This window comes from Microbacterium sp. Nx66, from assembly GCF_904066215.1.
GTDB classification, from domain to species: domain Bacteria; phylum Actinomycetota; class Actinomycetes; order Actinomycetales; family Microbacteriaceae; genus Microbacterium; species Microbacterium meiriae.
In genome coordinates this window covers 2438848-2457958 of the sequence record NZ_LR880474.1, presented here as the reverse complement: position 1 = coordinate 2457958, position 19111 = coordinate 2438848, and the positions used below count along the sequence as shown (strand labels likewise).

Sequence of the window (19111 nt, the reverse complement as noted above, 5' to 3'; positions counted from 1 at the left end):
TCACCGGCATGACAACGGATGTCACTGACACCGGTCTCGGGACGATCCGGACCGGGATCCTCGGCGGAGGCTTCATGGCCCGCGTGCACCGCACGGCCGCCCGAGACGCAGGCGGGGCACTGCGCGCCGTCGCCACCCGGTCCGCCCAAGGCGCCAGGGATGCCGCGCACCTGCTCGGCGCCGCCCGCGCCGAGCAGGACGCGGAGGCCCTGCTCGACGCCGACGACATCGACGTCGTCCACATCTGCACCCCCAACGCCACGCACGCCGACCTCGCCCTGCGCGCGCTGCGAGCGGGCAAGCACGTCGTGTGCGAGAAGCCGCTCGCCACGAGCGCCGCCGACGCCGCCACCCTCGCCGAGGTCGCCGCCGAGACCGGACTCGTCGCCGCCGTCCCCTTCGTGTACCGCTACCACCCCATGGTGCGCGAGGCCAGGGCGCGCATCGCCCGCGGGGAGGCCGGCGAGCTGCTCACGCTGGACTGCTCGTACCTGCAGGACTGGATGCTGCGGCCCACCGACGACGACTGGCGGGTGCGCTCCTCGTCCGGCGGCGCCTCCCGCGCCTTCGCCGACATCGGCTCGCATCTGTGCGACCTCCTCGAGTTCGTCACGGGCGATCGGATCCGGACCCTCAGCGCCCGCACCCGCCGGGTGTTCGCCGAGCGGGCGGGGCAAGCCGTCGACACGGAGGACATCGTCGCCGTGCTCGTCGAGACCTCGGCGGGGGCACTCGGCACGCTGCTCATCTCGCAGATGGCGGCGGGCCGCAAGAACGCCCTCACCCTGGAGCTGCACGGGACGCGGCAGAGTCTGCGGTTCGAGCAGGAACGGCCGGAGGAGCTCTGGGTCGGCATGCGGGAGGAGTCGCGGCTGCTGCTGCGCGACCCCGCCACGGCCGACCCGGAGTCCGCCCGGCTGCAGCGCGTCCCCGCCGGGCACGCCATGGGATACCAGGACGCCTTCAACGGCTTCGTCGCGGACGTCTACGCCGCGATCGCGGGCGACGTGCCCGACGGTCTGCCGACGTTCGCCGACGGCCACCGTGCGGCGGTGCTGACCGAGGCCGTGCTCGATTCCGCCGCCCACGAGGGCCGCTGGACGGAGGTGCCGGCATGACCGCGACGACGACACAGCCGGTGCTGCAGGTGGCCGGGATCCGCAAGGCGTTCTTCGGCGTGGAGGTGCTGAAGGGCATCGACTTCGACGTGCGGCCGGGGGAGGTGCACGGCCTCGTCGGCGAGAACGGTGCAGGCAAGTCCACGCTCATGAAGATCATCGCGGGCGTGCAGCCGGCCGACGAGGGGACGATCGCCTACCGCGGCGCGGAGGTGCACCACGCGCACCCCCGGCAGGCGATGGACGCCGGCATCGTCACGGTGTTCCAGGAGTTCACCCTGCTCCCGGAGCGCACGGTCGCGCAGAACGTCTACCTCGGCCGGGAGCCACGGCGCGCGGGACTCATCGACGTGCGGGCGATGAACGAGCGCACCGCGGAGCTGCTCAGCGACCTCGGAGTCTCCTTCATCGACCCGCAGGCCCGGGTGGGCTCGCTGACGGTGGCCGAGCAGCAGATCGTCGAGATCGTGAAGGCGCTGTCGTTCGATGCGCAGGTGATCTCGATGGACGAACCGACCGCGGCGCTCAGCGACCGCGAGGTGGAGCTGCTGTACGCGATCATCCGCCGGCTCACCTCCCGTGGTGTCGCCGTCATCTACGTCTCCCACCGGTTGAAGGAGATCTTCGACCTCTGCGACAGGATCACGATCCTCAAGGACGGCGCCCTCGTCTCCACGGACGAGACCGCGGCCCTGACCACCGACGAGCTCGTGCGCCGGATGGTGGGCCGGTCGATCCAGTCCTACTTCCCCGACCCGGTCGCCGGCACCGCGGTCGGCGCGCCCCGGCTCGAACTGGACGGCTGCGGGAACGCCTATGTGGACTCGGTGTCGCTGACGCTCCGTGCCGGGGAGATCGTCGGGGTGGCAGGGCTCCAGGGCTCCGGACGCACGGAGCTCGTGGAGGGGGTGTTCGGCATCCAGGCCTTCACCCGCGGCGCCGTGCGGATCGACGGCGAGCCGGTGCGGATCACCGGGCCGCGTGCGGCCGTGCGCGCCGGACTCGCCCTGGTCTCGGAGGACCGCAAGGCCCAGGGGCTCGCGCTGGGGCAGTCGATCCTCGACAACGCCCTGCTCGTGGTGCGGAACGTGTTCGCCGGACGCACCGCGGCGTCGCGCCGGGAGGTGCCGGGAGTGCTCCGCACGCTGGAGGTGTCCTCGCGCGGTCTCGACCAGGAGGTGCGCTTCCTGTCCGGCGGCAACCAGCAGAAGGTGGTGCTGGCCAAGTGGCTGCTCACCCAGCCGCAGATCGTGCTCTTCGACGAGCCGACACGGGGCATCGACGTGGGGGCCAAGTACGCCGTCTACCAACTCATGCGCGAGCTGGCGGCGCAGGGGAAGGCCGTGCTCATGGTCTCGAGCGAGCTGCCGGAGGTCATCGGCATGAGCGACCGCATCCTCGTCATGCACGACGGCGAGCTCGTCGCCGAGCTGCCGGCCGGTGCGGCCGAGCACGAGATCCTCGCGGCGGCCACCGGCGCCGACCGCGGTCCTTCGACGAACGGGGGCGCGCGATGAGCCGCCGCACCGGAGCCCGTCTCCGCATCGATTCGACCGTCATCGTGCTGGGCATCCTGCTGCTGGCCCTCGTCGTCGGCGCGATCCTCGTCGCCACGGTCGGTCGCAACTTCCTCAGCCCGGGGAACATCCGCGACATCCTGACCGGGATGAGCGTGCTCGGCCTCGTGGCCATCGGGCAGACGCTCGTGGTGCTCGGCGCCTCGCTCGACCTGTCGGTCACCTACGTCATCAGCCTGTCGAGCCTGCTCGCGGCGACGATGATGGCCGGGAACGCCGGCAACATCCCGCTCGCGGTGATCGTGACGCTCCTCGTGTGCGCGGGGATCGGGCTCGTGAACGGGCTCATCGTGACGGTGCTCAAGGTCAACGGCTTCATCGCGACGCTCGGCGTCGGGCTGATCCTCCAGGGCATCCTCAACACGAACTTCGAAGGCTCGGCGGGCGAGGTCCCGTGGGCGTTCCAGCTCATCGGCGCGACCGGGGTCGGACCGATCCCGGTGTCCACGCTCATCATGATCGCGCTCGCCGTGCTGGTGTGGGTGCTGCTGAACCGCACCCGCACCGGCGCCCATCTCTACGCCGTCGGCGGTGACCCCGAGATCGCGCGGCTCAGCGGCGTGCGCACCCGCCTGCCGCTGGTCTGGGCGCACGTGCTGTGCTCCGTGTTCGCGGGCCTCGCCGGCCTCCTGCTCGCCAGCCGTCTCGGCGTGGGCAGCCCGACGGTCGGTCAGCAGGGCGGCTACGCGCTGCTCTCCATCGCCGCGGTCGTGCTGGGCGGCACGCTGCTCCTCGGCGGGCGCGGCTCGATCTGGGGCACCATCGGCGGCGTCGCCATCCTCGCCGTCGTCGACAAAGTCATGAGCGTGCTGCAGGTGAACCCCTTCCTCAAGGATGTGGTGCGCGGCATCGTCATCGTCGCCGCCGTCGCCGTCTACAGTCGGCGGGCCATCGTGCGCCGCCGGCCGCGCTTCGGGGCCGGCGGCACGCGCACCGGGGGAGACGACGCCGCGAAGGCGGCCGAAGGGGACATGGCGGTGGCGGCCGCCGAACTCGCCGATCCGACCATCGAGGTCGCCGCCGTCGACAGCGCAGGGGATACCGCCTCCGTGCGGGAAGGAGGACGCTCATGAACGCGCTGCGCACGCTCGTCAGCCCCCGCGGGGCGGTCTTCCTGCTGCTCGTGATCCTGCTCGTCGCGGTCGCCGTGCTCAACCCGAGCTTCGCCGAGCCCGGCCAGTTCATGCGATACCTGCAGCGCGTCGCGCCCATCGCGATCGTCGCGATCGGGCAGTACTTCGTGATCATCGCCGGGGAGTTCGATCTCTCCCAGGGGTCGCTCATCACGGCGCAGGTCATCATCGCCGGCAACCTCGTCGGCCAGGACGACGCGCGCACCCTCCCGGTGCTGCTGCTCATGGTGGTGTTCGGTATCGTCGTCGGGCTCGTCAACGGCGTCCTCACGACGCTGCTCAAGGTGCCGTCGTTCATCGTGACGCTGGGCATGATGCTCGCCCTGCTCGGCGGCGTGATGTGGTGGACGGGCGGCGCGGCCACGGGCAACCCGGCCGACAGCTTCCGCGAGATCGGCCGCGGAGGGATCCGCGACCTCCCCGTGCTGGAGTTCCTGCCCTGGGCCGTGCTGCTGCTCGCCGCCTGGCTCGCCCTCGGCATCGTCATCACCAAGCGCCCGCTGGGCAAGACCCTCATCGCGATCGGCGACAACGCCCGCGCCGTGGACTACGCCGGTGCCCGCCGGGCCTGGGTCACCACCCGCGCGTTCGTGCTGTCCTCCCTCTCGGCCACCCTCTCCGCCGTCCTGCTGGTCGGGTACGCGGGAGTGCACCCGTCCGTCGGCCGGGGCTACGAGTTCACCGCGATCACCGCGGTGGTGCTCGGCGGCGTCGTGCTCGGCGGAGGTCGAGGCTGGATCGTCGGCGCCGTGGCCGGAGCGTTCGCGCTGGAGGCGCTGTTCCTGCTCCTGAACATCGCGGGCGTCCCCTCCACCCTCCGTGACGCCGTGCAGGGCGTCATCATCATCGCGGCCGTCGCCTATGCGGGTGTCGCCTTCCGAGCCCGCCGCCGGCGCGGTCCCCAGCCGACGGACGTCCATACCGCGGGGACTGAGAACGCCGAGAACCGCAGCACCGCATCAAGCCCTACAACCAGAGGAGATTAGCAATGCGACGATCGATGAAGATCGCCACCGCAGGGGTGGCCCTCTTCGGCCTCATCGCGCTCGCCGGGTGCACGACCGACCCGTCCGTGGCGCCGGCGGAGTCGGAGAACCCCGAGGAGTCGGCCGAGACCACCGAGTGGTTCGACCAGGAGCTCTTCGACAAGCAGGACGAGGAGCGCGGCGTCGACCCCCAGGGCCCCGCCGACCAGCCCTACCTGCAGCACATCAACGCCGAGATGGTCGACACGTCGGAGTTCGCCAGCACCGGCGCCAAGAAGGCCTGCTTCGCGAACGCCTCGATCTCGAACCCGTGGCGGCAGACGGGCTGGATCACGATGAACGAGCAGCTGAAGGTGCTGCAGGAGTCGGGCGCGATCAGCGAGATGGAGACCCGCGACGCGCAGGACTCCGACGACACCCAGATCGCCGACATCGACTACTTCATCTCCGAAGGCGAGTGCGACGTCTTCCTCATCTCCCCGAACAGCACGGCGGCGATGACCCCCGCGGTCGAGCGGGCGTGCGAGACGGGCAAGCCGGTGGTCGTGTTCGACCGCGGCGTGAACACCGACTGCCCTGTCACGTTCATCCACCCGATCGGCGGCTTCGCCTGGGGCATTGACACCGCGGAGTTCCTCATCGACAACCTCGAAGAGGGCGACAAGGTCGTGGCTCTCCGGATCCTCCCCGGTGTCGACGTGCTGGAGCACCGCTGGGCCGGAGCCGAGAAGCTGTTCGAGGAGGCCGGGATCGAGGCCGTGGACCACTTCACCGGAGCGGACCCCGCCGAGATCAAGAGCATCATCAGCGACGAGCTCGCCAAGGGCGATGTGCAGGGCATCTGGATGGACGCCGGTGACGGTGCCGTCGCCGCCATCGAGGCCTTCGAGGATGCCGGGGCCGACTACCCGGTGATGACCGGCGAGGACGAGATGAGCTTCCTGCGCAAGTGGAAGGACACGGGCCTCACCGGCCTCGCTCCGGTGTACTCGAACTTCCAGTGGCGCACCCCGCTGCTCGCGGCGCAGATGATCTTCGCGGGCGAAGAGGTGCCGAAGGAGTGGGTGCTCCCGCAGAAGCCGATCACCGAGGCCGAGCTGGACGACTACCTCACGGCGAACGACGGCATGCCCGACGGCCACTACGCCAAGTTCGGCGGAGAGGACCTTCCCGGCTACCCGACGGTCTGGCAGGAGCGCCAGATCCCGTGACCCCGTGTGCTCCCGCCCTTCCGCTCCGCCTGAGGCGAGTGGGAGGGTGGGAGCACCCGCACGATCAGAAGGACAACGATGCCCCGCACGATCGCCGTCAACACCTGGGTCTGGACGTCTCCGCTGACGGACGACACCCTGGAGCCGCTCGCCCGCACGGCCGCCCGGATGGGCTACGACGCCCTGGAGCTGCCGCTGGAGAGCATCGGTGACTGGGACCCGCTCCGGGCCCGGGCCGTGCTGGACGGCCTCGGCATGGGCGCGGTCGTGGTCGGGGCGATGGGACCCGGGCGCTCGCTGCTCGCGCGCGCCGGAGACGTCGCCGCCACGCAGGACTACCTCCGCGCCTGCCTGGACGCCGCGGCCGTCCTCGGGGCCGCGGTCGTCGCCGGGCCGTTCTACGCCCCGACCGGCGTCACCTGGCGCATGGACGAGACGCAGCGGGCGGAGGTCGTCGGCGAGCTCAGGGACAACCTCGCCCCCCTCGCTCGCGAGGCCGCCGCGATCGGCGTGACGCTGGCCGTCGAGCCGCTCAACCGCTACGAGACCAGCGTGCTGAACACCGTGGCGCAGAGCCTCGATGCGCTGGCGCCGCTGCTCGGTGCCGGGGTGGGGCTGGCCCTCGACACTTACCACCTCAACATCGAGGAGAAGCGTCCCGCCGACGCGGTCCGGGCGGCGGGCGCCGCCATCGCGCACGTGCAGGTGTGCGGCAGCGACCGCGGTGCCGTGGGCGACGACCACACCGACTGGCCGGAGATGCTCCGCGCGCTCGACGACGCCGGCTACCGCGGCGTGCTGGGGCTGGAGAGCTTCACGGGCGAGAACGCGACGATCGCGGTCGCGGCCTCGGTGTGGCGACCGCTCGCGGCCAGCCAGGACGATCTCGCCGCCCGCAGCATCGCCCACCTGCGCGCCCTCGGCGCCTGAACCCCCGAGATACGAGCACCCGCGATACGAAGGAGTATCCATGAGCAGTCACCCGGTCACCCTGTTCACCGGCCAGTGGGCCGACCTGCCGTTCGAGGAGGTGGCCCGCCTCGCCGCGCAGTGGGGCTACGACGGGCTGGAGATCGCCGCGTCCGGCGACCACCTCGACCTCCGCCGGGCCGATGAGGACGATGCCTACGTCGCCTCCCGCCGCGAGATCCTCGACCGGCACGGACTGCGGGTGTTCGCGATCTCCAACCACCTCGCCGGGCAGGCGGTGTGCGACGACCCGATCGACTTCCGGCACCAGGGCATCCTGCGCCCGTACGTCTGGGGCGACGGCGCGGCCGAGGGTGTGCGGCAGCGGGCGGCGGAGGACATGACGCGTGCGGCCAGGGTGGCCAGGAAGCTCGGCGTCGACACCGTCGTCGGCTTCACCGGGTCGTCGATCTGGCCTTATGTCGCGATGTTCCCGCCGGTGCCGGAGACGGTGATCGCCCAGGGGTTCCAGGACTTCGCCGACCGATGGAATCCGATCCTCGACGTGTTCGACGGCGAGGGCGTGCGCTTCGCCCACGAGGTGCATCCCGGGGAGATCGCGTACGACTACTGGTCGAGCGTCCGCGCCCTCGACGCGATCGACCACCGCGACGCGTTCGGCTTCAACTGGGACCCCTCGCACATGATGTGGCAGAACATCGATCCCGTCGGCTTCATCGTCGACTTCGCCGACCGGATCTACCACGTCGACTGCAAGGACACCCGCCTGCGACCGAGGAACGGCCGTGCCGGGGTGCTCGGCTCGCACCTGCCGTGGGGCGACCCCCGGCGCGGCTGGGACTTCGTCTCCACCGGCCACGGCGACGTGCCCTGGGAGGACGCGTTCCGCGCGCTCGATGCGATCGGGTACGACGGCCCGATCTCGATCGAGTGGGAGGACGCCGGCATGGACCGCCTGCACGGCGCCCCCGAGGCGCTCGGTTTCGTGCGCTCCCTGCTGTGGCCGCAGCCCGCGGCCGCCTTCGACGCCGCGTTCCGCCACCAGTGACGGGACGGCAGGCGACCGGCCGTGCTCAGGGCTCCCGCAGGCGGACCAGGCGCTCGTGCCCGGTCTCCTCGAGCTCGGCGATGTCGTCGCGCGACTTGAGGAAGTCGGAGAAGGACCGGTAGCCGAGGGCCTTCTCGCTGAAGGACGGGTCCATGCGGCGCATGTGCGTCTTGACCGCGGAACTGTGCAACCACTCGTCGGCATCCGCCTTGTCGTGGCCGAGGCGCAGGGCGCGCTCCAGGAGCCGCGTGGCCTCGCCCTGGTCGTCGATCTTCTCCTCGACCTTGGGCTCCTCGGCAGTGGCCTTGGCCTTGGCTTTCGCCCGGGACTTCGACGCGGTCTTGGGCTTCGGGGTACCCGCGTCCGCGGCGGCCGGGGCGGACGGCTCCGCCGGGGCCTCGACCACCGGAGCGACCGCGGGCTGTGCCGCCTTCGCCGGACGCGCCACGCCCGGAAGCGAGTCGTACGACTCGAACTCGTCGCAGGCCGCGGCGAGCGACTTCGCCGTCGACCCGGCCACGCCCACCCCGATCACGTACCGGCCGAGGCGCTTGCAGCGCTGGGCGAGCGGCACGTAGTCGCTGTCGCCGGCCACGATGACCACATGGGTCAGGTCCGGAAGACGGAACATGTCCTCGACCGCATCGACCGCCAACCGGATGTCCGCGCCGTTCTTGGCGTACGCCGCGGCGGGGAAGAGCTGGACGAGATCCACCGCGCGCGCCACGAGCTGCGACCGGTACTCGGCGTTGACCGGCGACGACCAGTCCGCGTACGCCCTGGTCAGCACGAGGGTGCCGAAGGACGCCGCGTAGTCGATGATGGCGCCGACCTCGATCATCGCCCGGCTCAGCCGCTCGGCGACCTCGGGGTCGTTCGGGTGCTCCGTGATGCGCTGGCGGTCCTTGCCGTAGGAGTTCCGGCCGTGGACCCGGTCGTACCAGGAGATGACGATGTTGTCGAAGTCCAGGTACACCGCCACGCGGGCGTCGGTCGTCTCAGCCACGGTCGTCCTCCTCGCCGGGGTAGCGCACGCCGATCTGCGCGCGGATCTCGTCCAGGGCGCCCATGATGGCGACGCTCTCCGCGATGGGGAGGACGTCGCCCTCGAGGAGACCGTCGCGGACGAGGCGCTCGGCCGCGAACGCCTGGTACTGCATGCCGCGACCCTCGACGGACGAGACGTACTCCTCCTGCACCGTGCCGTCCGGCAGCACGAGACGGAACGAGGTAGGGGCGTACCAGACCCGGTCGATGTCGATGCGGGCTTCGGTGCCGACGATGCTCGCGGCGTTGGGGCCGGCGCCGCGCGAGGAGGAGAGCGTCGTGGAGATCGCCCCGCTCTCGTGGACCATGAGGGTGGCGACCTCGGAATCGGCTCCGGTCTCGACCAGACGCCCCACCGCGCGGATGGTGGTCGGTGCGCCGAGGACATCCCAGACGAAGGAGATCGGGTAGATCCCCAGGTCGAGCAGCGCCCCGCCGCCCAGTTCGAGGGCGTTGAGACGGTGGGCGGGGTCGGTGGGCAGCTGCTGCGTGTGGTCGGCGCTCACGGTGCGGATCTCACCCAGGGCGCCGTCGGCGAGGAGCTCGCGGATGCGGACCATGTGCGGCAGGTACCGGGTCCACATCGCCTCCATGACGAGCAGCCCGCGCTCGGCGGCGAGCCGCTGGAGGTCCGCGGCCTGGGCGTGGTCGAGCGTGAACGCCTTCTCGACGAGGACGTGCTTCCCGTGCTCCAGGGCGAGCCGGGCGTTCTCGTGGTGCATCGGGTGCGGGGTGGAGACGTAGATGATGTCGACGTCGGGATCGGAGACCAGCGCCTCGTATGACGGATGCGCGTGCGCGATGTCGAAGCGCGCCGCGAAGGCATCGGCCGACTCCTGCGAGCGTGAGCCCACGGCGACGAGGTCGAGGCCGGCCGTGCGCAGATCGGATGCGAAGGCGCCGGCGATGCCGCCGGTCGCGAGGATTCCCCAACGAAGTCCAGTCATCCTCTCAGCGTAGAGGGTGGCGCGTGTGACCGTCTGTGACATCCGGTGACCTCCGGCTTCCTCCCCGTGGCCGGCGTGGAGGCGGCGCTCCTACCGTGTCGGCATGACGGAACCCCTCGTGATCGGCGCCATGGTGCGCACCCTCGGCGCCTACCCCTCCGGCTGGCGGTATCCCGGAGCCCACCGCGACCCCGCGGAGGACGCGGACATCCTGCGCCGCATCGCGCGGGAGGGGGAGGACGCGGGTCTGGACTACCTCTTCTTCGGCGACTGGCTGGCGACCGGACCCGACCTGGAGTTCCGCGACCCCTACCTGCTCGCCCGCATCGACCCGCTGAGCGCGGTGCTGTTCCTCGCCGGGGTGACCTCGCGGATCGGTCTCATCGCGACGGTCAACACCACCTATGCCGATCCGTACGCCACGGCGCGGGCGCTGGCCTCCCTCGACGTCCTCACCCACGGCCGGGCGGGGATCAACCTCGTCACCGGCGCCGAGCCGCGTGCCGCGGGCAACCACGGCCGTGACGCCCACGCCGACACCGAGACCCGCTACGACCGGGCCGAGGAGTTCGTCGTCGCTCTGCGCCGGCTCTGGGACTCGTGGGACGAGGACGCCTGGATCGCGGACGCCGAGCGCGGCGTGCTCATCGACCCCGAGGGGCTGCGCGCGGCCGAGGTCACGGGCGCACATGTGCGGGTCGCCGGTCCGCTCAATGTCGCGCGTCCGCCGCAGGGGCGCATCCCGATCGTGCACGCGGGGACCTCGCCGCGGTCGCGGGCGCTCGCCGCGACCGCCGCCGATCTCGCGCTCATCGCCGCGCCCACACTCGCCGATGCCGTGACCACGCGGCGGCTGCTGAAGGACATCGCCGCGGACGCGGGGCGCCCGGCGGAGGAGCTGAAGGTCATCGCCCCGGTGCTGCCCGTCGTCGCGGACTCGGACGCCGGGGCGCACCGGATCGTCCGGCGGCTGCTGGAGCTCGTGCCGCTCGCTGAGGGGGTGCAGCCCGATCGCGTCGCGTTCCCGCCGAACCGCACGGTGGATTCCCTCGCCGACGCACTGGAGGTGGCCGCCGACGACCCGCTGCGTGCCGCCGCCTTCGACGCCCCGGTGACGGCCGCCGAGGCGCTCCGGCTGGGGGAGCGGGGTGCCGCGCTCGTCGAGCGACTCGCGCGGATCGCCGGACTCGCGGTCGGGGCGGAGGCGGCAGTGACCTGGCGGCATCTCGTCGCCGCGCACGCCGTCCCCGCGGCCTTCGTGGTCGGCGATGCCGGCACGATCGCCGACCACTTCGAGAGCTGGCGCGACGTGGGCGCCGCCGACGGCTTCAACGTCCTCTCGGCATTCCAACCCGCGCAGTTCGAGGCCTTCACCCGCCTCGCGGCCCCCGAGCTCCGCCGCCGTGGCCTGCTCCGCGCGGCGGAGGAGGCCGGCCAGGACGGCCGGCGGGAGACGCTGCGCGACCGCCTCCGTGTGACGTCGCGTGTCGGCGCGTGACCACGGGTGTCGTCTCGCGACACCCGGAGTCCGCCGCCTCGCCCCCGTGCCCTGCCGCTTCCTACCGTGAACACCACCTGCACCCCCTCCGCACCCGAGACCCTGTCTTCCGAATCCGAGGAGTCCCCCGCATGAACCGCCGCCTCATCCGCACCGCCGCCGTCGCGGTCCCGCTCGTCCTGGCCGGCAGCCTCGCCGCCTGCGCCACCTCGCCCGCCCCGGGGAACACTCCGGCCGACGCGGGGGACCCGGTCTCCGGCGGCACCCTGACCTACCTCGAGCACCAGGCCTACACGAACCTGTACCCGCCGCAGGCCGGCTTCTACCCGAACGGCGGCATCGTCAACAACATCGCCGCCCGGCTCACCTGGCAGAATCCGGAGACGCTCGAGATCGAGCCGTGGATCGCCGCGGAGTGGACCGTGAACGACGACGCCACGGAGTACACCTTCGACCTCAACCCGGACGTGACGTTCTCGGACGGCACGCCCGTGGACGCCGCCGCCGTCGCGAAGAACTTCGACACCTACGGCCTCGGGGACGCCGAACGCGGTCTCACCGTCTCCGAGGCCATCAACAACTACGCCGGCAGCGAGGTGGTGGACGAGGACACCGTGACGTTCCGCTTCAGCGCGCCGTCGCCGGGGTTCCTGCAGGCGACGTCGACCATCAACTCGGGGCTGCTGTCCCCGGAGACGCTGGACGGCACGATCGAGGATTTCGGCGCCGGCAACGCGGAGGAGATCATCGGCTCCGGACCCTTCACCGTCACCGACGAGAAGCTCGGCACCGAGTACACCCTCATCGCCCGCGACGACTACGACTGGGGCCCGGACAGCGCCGAGAACGACGGTCGTCCCTACCTCGACGCCGTGCACGTGCTGGTGACCCCCGAGGACTCCGTCCGCATCGGGTCGCTGCTCGCGGGCCAAGCCGACTACGTCCGCTACGTCCAGGCGTTCGACGAGGACCGCGTGGAGGGGGCCGGCTTCACGCTGTACGCGCCGCAGACCCGCGGCGTGAACAACTCGATCGCCCTCCGCCCGGAGAACCCGCTGCTGTCCGACATCCGCGTGCGTCAGGCGATCATCGCCGCGGTCGACGCGCAGGAGGTCGTCGACACCCTGTTCACCGAGAACTACCCGGTGGCCACGTCGGTGCTGTCCTCCCAGGCGGCGGGATACAAGGACGAGTCCGCGCACTACGCCCACGACCCGGAGAAGGCGGAGGCGCTGCTCGACGAGGCGGGCTGGAAGCCCGGCGCCGACGGCATTCGCGAGAAGGACGGCGAGCGGTTGTCCATCACGGTCTACGAGGCCAAGCCGCAGCCGCTGTCGAAGCAGACCCTGGAGCTCGTGGCGCAGCAGCTCGCGGCGGTCGGTGTGGAGCTCACCGTCAAGCCCGGCGACGCGGGCAGCTACGCGGAGGACACGCGTGATCCCCTGAAGACGGGGTTCTACCACTCGATGGTCGGCCGTGCGGATCTCGACGTGATCAAGAGCCAGTACTTCACGAAGAACCGCGACGTGCTGATCTCGCAGGACGCGACGCTCGACGAGCTGCTCCTCGCCGTCGCCTCCGAGCCGGATGCCGAGAAGCGGGTGGCCGCCTCCCAGGCCGTGCAGGACTACATCGCGGAGCAGGCGTACGTGATCCCGCTCTTCGAGGAGCCGCAGGTCTACGGTGCGGCGACGTACGTGCACGGCGTCGCGTTCGAGTCGGTCGGCCGCCCCACGTTCTCCGGCGTGTGGCTCGCGGAGCACTGAGGACCACGGTGACCCCATGACCTTCGTCCTCCGACGGGCCGGGCAGGCCGCGATCGTGCTGATCGCGGCCTTCACGGCCACGTTCTTCCTGCTGCAGCTGCTGCCGGGAGACGCCATCCTCATCAAGTTCTCCGACCCGAGCCTGGGGCTCTCGCCGGAGCAGCTCGACGACATCCGCGCGACCTACGGCGCCGACGTGCCGTGGGGGGAGCAGTACCTGCACGCGGGGCTCGGCTTCCTCGCCGGCGACTTCGGCTACTCGACCCAGTACGGCACCCCGGTCCGGACGATGCTCGCCGAGGCGCTGCCGGCCACTCTGCTGCTCGCGGCGCTCGGACTGGTGGTCGCCGTCCTCATCGCGGTCCTCATCGCCGCGCTCTCCTCGCTCGCGCCCTTCGCCTGGCTGCGGGACGGTCTGCGGCAGGTGCCGGGACTGTTCGTGGCGGTCCCTGTGTTCTGGCTCGGGATCCTGCTCATCCAGGTGTTCTCGTTCGGGCTCGGATGGGTGCCGATCGTGGGGGCCGATCCGATCAGCGGCCTGATCCTTCCCGTCCTCACGCTCGCCGTGCCGATCTCGGCGCCGCTCGCCCAGGTGCTGGTCCGGTCCATCGACCGCGTGCAGGCGCAGCCGTTCGTGACCGTGGTGCGGGCGAAGGGCGCGCCGCCGGCATGGGTGCTCACGCGGTCGGTCGCGCGCAACGCCGCCGTCCCGACCCTCACCATCGCGGGGGTGCTGTTCGGAGAGCTCGTCGGAGGAGCGGTGGTCACCGAGACCGTCTTCGGCCGCACCGGCATCGGACGCCTCACGGAGCAGGCCGTCGCGAACCAGGACATCCCGGTGCTGCAGGGAGTGGTGCTCCTGTCGGCCCTGGGGTTCGTGGTGATCAGCTTCGCCGTCGACCTCGCCACGCCCCTGATCGACCCGCGGCAGCGGCGGGCGGCCCGCGCCGCCCGGTCGCGCCCCGTCCGTCCCGCCGCCCAGGAGGTGCCCGCATGACCGCTCCCGTCATCGTCGAGACGTCGGTCGAGACGTCGAGTGCCCCGCCCGCGCCGTCCGCCCCGGCGCCCGTCTCCGCATCCCTTCCGCGACGGCGGTCGCGCGCCTGGGGGCTGTACCTCGCGTTCGCTGTCGTCGTCGTGGCGGTGCTGTGGGCGGTGATCCCGGGGGTCTTCGCGCCGGGCGATCCGCTGACCGGCGTGCCCGCCGACAAGCTCCTGCCGCCGAGCGCCGCGCACTGGTTCGGGACCGACGCCCTCGGCCGCGACCTCTTCGGCCGGGTCGTGCATGGCGCGGTGCACTCCCTGTCGGGTGCGCTCATCGCCGTGACGGTAGGCCTCGCGCTCGGCACGCTCCTCGGAGCCGTCGCCGGCGCGACCGGCGGTGTCGTGGACGACGTGCTGATGCGGATCGTCGACGTGCTGCTGGCCATCCCCGGGCTGCTGCTGTCGCTCTCCGTCATCATCCTGCTCGGCTTCGGAACGGTGAACGCGGCGATCGCCGTGGGACTCGGCAGCGTCGCCGCCTTCGCCCGGCTCATGCGCGCCGAGGTGGCGCGGGTGCGCCGCACCGAGTACGTCGAGGCGGCGTACGGCAGCGGCGGCACCTTCGTCGCCGTGCTGCGCCGGCATGTGCTCCCGAACGCCCTCACCCCGATCATCGCGCTCGCCGCGCTGCAGTTCGGCACGGCCATCCTCGCCATCTCCACCCTCGGCTTCCTCGGCTACGGCGCCCCGCCGCCCACCCCCGAGTGGGGCCTGCTGATCGCCGAGGGGCGCAACTACATCGCGACCGCCTGGTGGCTCACGGCGCTCCCCGGCCTCGTGGTGGTCGCCGTCGTGCTCAGCGCCAACCGCATCAGCCATCGGCTCGGAAGGAGCTCGCGATGACCGCGCCCCCGTCCTCAGCAACCCCCGTCCTCGCCGCGACGGACCTGCGGGTCTCGTACGCCGGCCGCGAGGTCGTGCACGGCCTCTCCTTCGCCATCGCGGAGGGGGAGACCCTCGCCCTCGTCGGCGAGTCGGGCTCCGGCAAGTCCACCACGGCGCACGCCCTCCTCGGCCTGCTGCCGGAGGGCGGACGGGTCGAGGGCGGGCGCGTCCGGCTCGGGGACCTCGACATCTCCGGATGGTCGGATCGGGCGTTCCGCGGCATCCGCGGCTCGGAGATCGGGCTGGTCCCGCAGGATCCGACGACCTCGCTCGACCCGGTGCGCCCCGTCGGCGTGCAGGTCGCCGAGGTGCTGCGTCTGCACGGGCATCGCGACCGTCCTTCCCGGAACGCCCGCGTGCTCGAGCTGCTCGACCGCGTCGGGCTGGACGACCCCGATCTGCGCGCGCGACAGTATCCGCACGAGCTCTCCGGCGGGATGCGGCAGCGGGTCCTCATCGCGGCCGCGATCGCCCTCCGCCCTCGGCTGCTCATCGCGGACGAGCCCACCAGCGCCCTCGACGCCACGGTGCAGCGCCGGGTGCTGGATCTGCTGGACGAGCTGCAGCGCGAGGACGGCACGAGCATCCTGCTCGTGACGCACGACCTCGGCGTCGCCGCGGACCGGGCGGCGCGGATCGCGGTGCTGGAAGACGGCCGGATCGTGGAGCAGGGGCCGAGTGCGCAGGTGCTCGCGGAGCCGGAAGACCCGTACACGAGGCAGCTGCTCGCGGACGCGCCCGCCTTCATTACCGGCTTCCGGCGTCCGGACGCGCCGCCGTTCCTCCGGGATGCCGCGGCGGTGGCCGCCGAGAAGCCCTACGAGATCGTGGCTGCCGGCCTCGTCAAGGAGTTCCGGGTCGCGGGTCGTGAGCGCTTCCGGGCGGTCGACGACGTCTCCTTCCGGGTGCGGCGCGGGACGACCCATGCGCTGGTCGGCGAGTCCGGATCGGGCAAGTCCACGACAGCGCGCCTGGTCACGCGCTTCCTCCGTCCGGACGCCGGGACCGTGGAGCTCGCGGGGGAGGACGCGACGGCCGTCGAGGGGGCGCGACTGCGTGCGCTGCGCCGACGGATCCAGCTCGTGTACCAGAACCCCTTCGCCTCCCTGGATCCACGGCAGCAGATCGCCGACATCGTGGCCGAGCCGCTGCACAACTTCCGCATCGGCGGCCGGTCCGAGCGTCGGGAACGTGCGGTCGCCCTGCTCGAGCGTGTGGCGCTGCCGGCGGATGCGGCCCGTCGCACGCCGAGCGAGCTCTCCGGCGGGCAGCGGCAGCGGGTCGCGATCGCTCGGGCGCTCGCCGTCGACCCCGAGATCCTCGTGCTCGACGAGGCGGTGTCGGCGCTCGACGTGACGGTGCAGGCGCGCATCCTCGAACTGCTCTCCGCGCTCCAGGCCGAGCTCGGACTCACCTACCTCTTCATCTCGCACGACCTCGCGGTGGTGCGCCGCATCAGCCACACCGTCTCCGTCATGCACCGCGGGCGCGTGGTGGAGGAGGGACCGACCGAAGAGCTGTTCCACGACCCGCAGCACCAGAACACCCGGGAGCTGCTGGCCGCGGTCCCCGGCCGAACGGAGATCCTCGCATGAGCGCCCCCACCCCTCGCCCCACCGTCGCATTCTTCACCCGGCTCCTCGACGACGCATCCCCGGACGACCGCTACCGCCTCGCCCTGGCGCAGATCCAGCACGCCGAACGGCACGGCGTGGGGAGGGCCTGGGTGGCACAGCATCATTTCCGGGCGGCGGAAGGCGGGCTGCCCTCGCCGCTCGTCTTCCTCGCCCATGCCGCGGCACGCACCTCGGGGATCCGGCTCGGCACCGGGATCATCACCCTTCCCCTCGAAGACCCGGTCCGGGTGGCCGAGGACGCCGTGGTGGCCGACCTGCTCGCGGACGGGCGGATCGACCTCGGGCTCGGCAGCGGCGGCACCCCGTCGTCCTTCGCGCCCTTCGGGGAGGACGTGCGCGACAAGGGGCCCACCTACGAGCGCAAGCTGGGCGTGCTGCTCGACGCTCTCCAGGCCCGCGACGTCGGTGCGGGGAACACGCTGTATCCGGACGCGGGGTCGCTGGCCGCGCGGATCTGGCAGGCGACGTTCTCGGCACCCGGCGGTCATCGAGCAGGCGTCCACGGTCACGGACTGCTGCTGTCGCGCACGCAGCCCCGCCCCCACGACCGGCTGCACGCGCCGCTGTCCGCCCTGCAGGACCCGATCATCGACGCGTACCTCGACGCGCTGCCCGCCGGCGCGACTCCGCGGATCACCGCCTCCCGCACCGTGTTCGTGGCGGACGACCGCGTCGAGGCGCTCCAGTTCGCCGAGGTCGGTCTACGGCGGGCGGCCGAGGGCTTCCGGCGGCAGGGCCAGACGATCCCCGGCGACGGCATCGACGACCTCATCGCCGCTCTCGACACGCACCTCGGCACCCCGGAGGAGGTCGCCGCCTCGCTCGCCGCCGACACCACGTTGCACCGCGCGACCGAGGTGGCGTTCCAGGTGCACTCGGTCGACGCGCCGCACGCCCACGTCCTGCGCTCGATCGAGCTGTTCGCGACGGAGGTCGCCCCGGCCCTCGGCTACGCGCTCACGCCGCCGGATCCCGAGACCACCCACGCGCCCGAGAACACCCCCACCGTGAAGGAGAACGCATGACCGCCGACATCGTCGACCAGCTGACGGGGGTGACGCCGGAGTTGGATGCGCTGCGTCGGCGCCGTCCCGTGACCAGGGAGCAGCTCCAGGCGAGCTTCGACGCGCTCTTCCACCCGGTATCCGCGGAGCATGTGTCTCTCGCAGAGCGCGCGCTCATCGCGGCATTCGCGACCGCGCTCGCTGGTGCCGACGACCCCACGGCGGTGTTCTACGCCGGGCGGGCCCGCGAGATCGACCCGGAGCGCGCCGCGATCGTCGCCCGAGAGGCCGAGGCCGCCGCGACCACGGGACCGTTCGGCGCCTACACCGAACGCGGGCTGGAGGCGGAGAGCACCGACGGCACGCGCTACCTCCCGGACGAAGCGGCATCGGCGGCCTTGGGGGAACGTCTCGCGACCGCTCTCGCGCACACGCACCTGCTGGTGTTCCGTCCCCGCGAGGCATCCGGCGCCGACCTCGGCAGCCTGCACGACGCCGGCTGGTCGACGGACGGCATCGTGACGCTGTCGCAGCTCGTGTCCTTCCTCGCCTTCCAGCAGCGGGTCGTCACCGGCCTCCGCGTGCTTCAGGAGGCCGGACGCACCGCCGCCGACACAGCGACCGCGACCGCCACCGACACCGACACCGACACCGACGAGGAGGCCGCATGACCGCCGCCGACACCGTGCTCCGCCACGACGCCGCCCCCTATCCGCACGCCTTCACGCGCGCCGAGGTCGGCTGGACACCCCACCTCGCGCCCCTGGCGGAGGAGGATCTCACCCCGCGACACCTCGACGGCCTCGTCGACGCCGCCCGCGCGAAGAACGAGTACTTCCGGCTGCTCGCGCGCGACCCCGAGGTGCTCCGCGCACGCACCCTCGTCGACAAGGACGTTTTCTACAACACCGCGGAGGGCCTCCCACGGGCGGAACGGGAGCTGGCGGCCACCGCCGCCTCGCGCCGCAACGGCTGCGTGTTCTGCGCCTCCGTGCACTCCCGGTTCGCGGCGCACCACAGCAAGCGGCCGAAGGACGTCGACGCGCTGCTCGCCGAGGGCGTGGACGCGGATCTCGGGGAGCGCTGGAACGCGATCGTCGCGGCAGCGGTCGCGCTGACCGACACGCCTCGCGCGTTCGGTCCCGCGCACATCGCGCGCCTCCGTGCGGCCGGACTGGACGACCTGGAGATCGCGGACGTCGTGCACGGCGCGGCCTTCTTCAACTGGGCGAACCGGCTGATGCTCTCGCTCGGCCGCCCTGTCGCTCCCGCCTGATCTC

At 72.0% G+C, this 19111-nt stretch carries 17 protein-coding genes; 15 read left to right on the top strand and 2 right to left on the bottom strand.

Going from position 1 to position 19111, the window contains the following annotated elements; translation table 11 throughout:
* Positions 1 to 8 precede the first annotated feature (8 nt).
* From MICNX66_RS11675 to MICNX66_RS11645, 7 genes are all read left to right on the top strand, one after another.
* Positions 9 to 1118: a Gfo/Idh/MocA family protein gene (locus MICNX66_RS11675; RefSeq protein ID WP_187662026.1), complete on the top strand. Its 1110-nt coding sequence runs from the start codon at positions 9 to 11 to the stop codon at positions 1116 to 1118.
* Positions 1115 to 2635, top strand: coding sequence for a sugar ABC transporter ATP-binding protein (locus MICNX66_RS11670; RefSeq protein ID WP_187662025.1), 1521 nt, complete (start codon positions 1115 to 1117; stop codon positions 2633 to 2635). Before MICNX66_RS11675 ends, MICNX66_RS11670 begins: the two co-directional genes overlap by 4 nt.
* The gene (locus MICNX66_RS11665; protein WP_187662024.1) at positions 2632 to 3768 is read left to right on the top strand and encodes an ABC transporter permease; all 1137 of its coding nucleotides are present in this window, start codon (positions 2632 to 2634) and stop codon (positions 3766 to 3768) included. The genes MICNX66_RS11670 and MICNX66_RS11665 overlap by 4 nt, the downstream gene beginning before the upstream one ends.
* Positions 3765 to 4814, top strand: a complete 1050-nt coding sequence (locus tag MICNX66_RS11660; RefSeq protein WP_232089058.1) for an ABC transporter permease — start codon at positions 3765 to 3767, stop codon at positions 4812 to 4814. Before MICNX66_RS11665 ends, MICNX66_RS11660 begins: the two co-directional genes overlap by 4 nt.
* Positions 4815 to 4828: 14 nt before the next feature.
* Complete coding sequence (locus MICNX66_RS11655; RefSeq protein ID WP_370428426.1) at positions 4829 to 6025, top strand: substrate-binding domain-containing protein; 1197 nt, start codon at positions 4829 to 4831, stop codon at positions 6023 to 6025.
* Positions 6026 to 6103: 78 nt separating this feature from the next.
* A complete protein-coding gene (locus MICNX66_RS11650; RefSeq protein ID WP_187662022.1) occupies positions 6104 to 6955 on the top strand; it encodes a sugar phosphate isomerase/epimerase family protein in 852 nt (283 codons plus the stop codon).
* 40 nt (positions 6956 to 6995) lie between these two features.
* The gene (locus MICNX66_RS11645; protein ID WP_187662021.1) at positions 6996 to 8003 is read left to right on the top strand and encodes a sugar phosphate isomerase/epimerase family protein; all 1008 of its coding nucleotides are present in this window, start codon (positions 6996 to 6998) and stop codon (positions 8001 to 8003) included.
* Between the two features lie 25 nt (positions 8004 to 8028).
* On the opposite strand, the gene MICNX66_RS11640 is transcribed toward MICNX66_RS11645, so the two are convergent.
* On the bottom strand, positions 8029 to 9009 hold the full coding sequence (locus MICNX66_RS11640; protein ID WP_187662020.1) for an NYN domain-containing protein: 981 nt from the start codon (positions 9007 to 9009) through the stop codon (positions 8029 to 8031).
* On the bottom strand, positions 9002 to 9997 hold the full coding sequence (locus tag MICNX66_RS11635; RefSeq protein ID WP_187662019.1) for a Gfo/Idh/MocA family protein: 996 nt from the start codon (positions 9995 to 9997) through the stop codon (positions 9002 to 9004). The genes MICNX66_RS11640 and MICNX66_RS11635 overlap by 8 nt, the downstream gene beginning before the upstream one ends.
* Positions 9998 to 10100: 103 nt before the next feature.
* On the opposite strand from MICNX66_RS11635, the gene MICNX66_RS11630 reads away from it, so the two are divergent.
* From MICNX66_RS11630 to MICNX66_RS11595, 8 genes are all read left to right on the top strand, one after another.
* Positions 10101 to 11495 carry an NtaA/DmoA family FMN-dependent monooxygenase gene (locus MICNX66_RS11630; RefSeq protein WP_187662018.1) on the top strand — a complete coding sequence of 465 codons (1395 nt, stop codon included), beginning with the start codon at positions 10101 to 10103 and terminating at the stop codon, positions 11493 to 11495.
* 131 nt (positions 11496 to 11626) lie between these two features.
* Positions 11627 to 13261, top strand: coding sequence for a TIGR04028 family ABC transporter substrate-binding protein (locus tag MICNX66_RS11625; protein ID WP_187662017.1), 1635 nt, complete (start codon positions 11627 to 11629; stop codon positions 13259 to 13261).
* Positions 13262 to 13277: 16 nt separating this feature from the next.
* Positions 13278 to 14258, top strand: a complete 981-nt coding sequence (locus MICNX66_RS11620) for an ABC transporter permease (protein WP_187662016.1) — start codon at positions 13278 to 13280, stop codon at positions 14256 to 14258.
* On the top strand, positions 14255 to 15148 hold the full coding sequence (locus tag MICNX66_RS11615) for an ABC transporter permease (RefSeq protein WP_187662015.1): 894 nt from the start codon (positions 14255 to 14257) through the stop codon (positions 15146 to 15148). The genes MICNX66_RS11620 and MICNX66_RS11615 overlap by 4 nt, the downstream gene beginning before the upstream one ends.
* The gene (locus MICNX66_RS11610) at positions 15145 to 16785 is read left to right on the top strand and encodes a dipeptide ABC transporter ATP-binding protein (RefSeq protein ID WP_187662014.1); all 1641 of its coding nucleotides are present in this window, start codon (positions 15145 to 15147) and stop codon (positions 16783 to 16785) included. Before MICNX66_RS11615 ends, MICNX66_RS11610 begins: the two co-directional genes overlap by 4 nt.
* Positions 16782 to 17852, top strand: coding sequence for a putative FMN-dependent luciferase-like monooxygenase (locus MICNX66_RS11605; protein WP_187662013.1), 1071 nt, complete (start codon positions 16782 to 16784; stop codon positions 17850 to 17852). Before MICNX66_RS11610 ends, MICNX66_RS11605 begins: the two co-directional genes overlap by 4 nt.
* Positions 17849 to 18502 (top strand): CMD domain protein, encoded by a 654-nt coding sequence (locus MICNX66_RS11600; protein ID WP_187662012.1) that lies wholly within the window; start codon positions 17849 to 17851, stop codon positions 18500 to 18502. Before MICNX66_RS11605 ends, MICNX66_RS11600 begins: the two co-directional genes overlap by 4 nt.
* Positions 18499 to 19107 (top strand): alkylhydroperoxidase domain protein, encoded by a 609-nt coding sequence (locus MICNX66_RS11595; RefSeq protein WP_187662011.1) that lies wholly within the window; start codon positions 18499 to 18501, stop codon positions 19105 to 19107. The genes MICNX66_RS11600 and MICNX66_RS11595 overlap by 4 nt, the downstream gene beginning before the upstream one ends.
* The last annotated feature ends 4 nt before the right edge of the window (positions 19108 to 19111 follow it).

Excerpts from the sequence above, each read along its gene's own strand:
- MICNX66_RS11675 (WP_187662026.1), top strand. The coding sequence starts at position 9 with ATGACAACGGATGTCACTGACACCGGTCTCGGGACGATCCGGACCGGG.
- MICNX66_RS11670 (WP_187662025.1), top strand. The coding sequence starts at position 1,115 with ATGACCGCGACGACGACACAGCCGGTGCTGCAGGTGGCCGGGATCCGC.
- MICNX66_RS11665 (WP_187662024.1), top strand. The coding sequence starts at position 2,632 with ATGAGCCGCCGCACCGGAGCCCGTCTCCGCATCGATTCGACCGTCATC.
- MICNX66_RS11660 (WP_232089058.1), top strand. The coding sequence starts at position 3,765 with ATGAACGCGCTGCGCACGCTCGTCAGCCCCCGCGGGGCGGTCTTCCTG.
- MICNX66_RS11655 (WP_370428426.1), top strand. The coding sequence starts at position 4,829 with ATGAAGATCGCCACCGCAGGGGTGGCCCTCTTCGGCCTCATCGCGCTC.
- MICNX66_RS11650 (WP_187662022.1), top strand. The coding sequence starts at position 6,104 with ATGCCCCGCACGATCGCCGTCAACACCTGGGTCTGGACGTCTCCGCTG.
- MICNX66_RS11645 (WP_187662021.1), top strand. The coding sequence starts at position 6,996 with ATGAGCAGTCACCCGGTCACCCTGTTCACCGGCCAGTGGGCCGACCTG.
- MICNX66_RS11635 (WP_187662019.1), bottom strand. The coding sequence starts at position 9,997 with ATGACTGGACTTCGTTGGGGAATCCTCGCGACCGGCGGCATCGCCGGC.
- MICNX66_RS11630 (WP_187662018.1), top strand. The coding sequence starts at position 10,101 with ATGACGGAACCCCTCGTGATCGGCGCCATGGTGCGCACCCTCGGCGCC.
- MICNX66_RS11625 (WP_187662017.1), top strand. The coding sequence starts at position 11,627 with ATGAACCGCCGCCTCATCCGCACCGCCGCCGTCGCGGTCCCGCTCGTC.
- MICNX66_RS11620 (WP_187662016.1), top strand. The coding sequence starts at position 13,278 with ATGACCTTCGTCCTCCGACGGGCCGGGCAGGCCGCGATCGTGCTGATC.
- MICNX66_RS11615 (WP_187662015.1), top strand. The coding sequence starts at position 14,255 with ATGACCGCTCCCGTCATCGTCGAGACGTCGGTCGAGACGTCGAGTGCC.
- MICNX66_RS11610 (WP_187662014.1), top strand. The coding sequence starts at position 15,145 with ATGACCGCGCCCCCGTCCTCAGCAACCCCCGTCCTCGCCGCGACGGAC.
- MICNX66_RS11605 (WP_187662013.1), top strand. The coding sequence starts at position 16,782 with ATGAGCGCCCCCACCCCTCGCCCCACCGTCGCATTCTTCACCCGGCTC.
- MICNX66_RS11600 (WP_187662012.1), top strand. The coding sequence starts at position 17,849 with ATGACCGCCGACATCGTCGACCAGCTGACGGGGGTGACGCCGGAGTTG.
- MICNX66_RS11595 (WP_187662011.1), top strand. The coding sequence starts at position 18,499 with ATGACCGCCGCCGACACCGTGCTCCGCCACGACGCCGCCCCCTATCCG.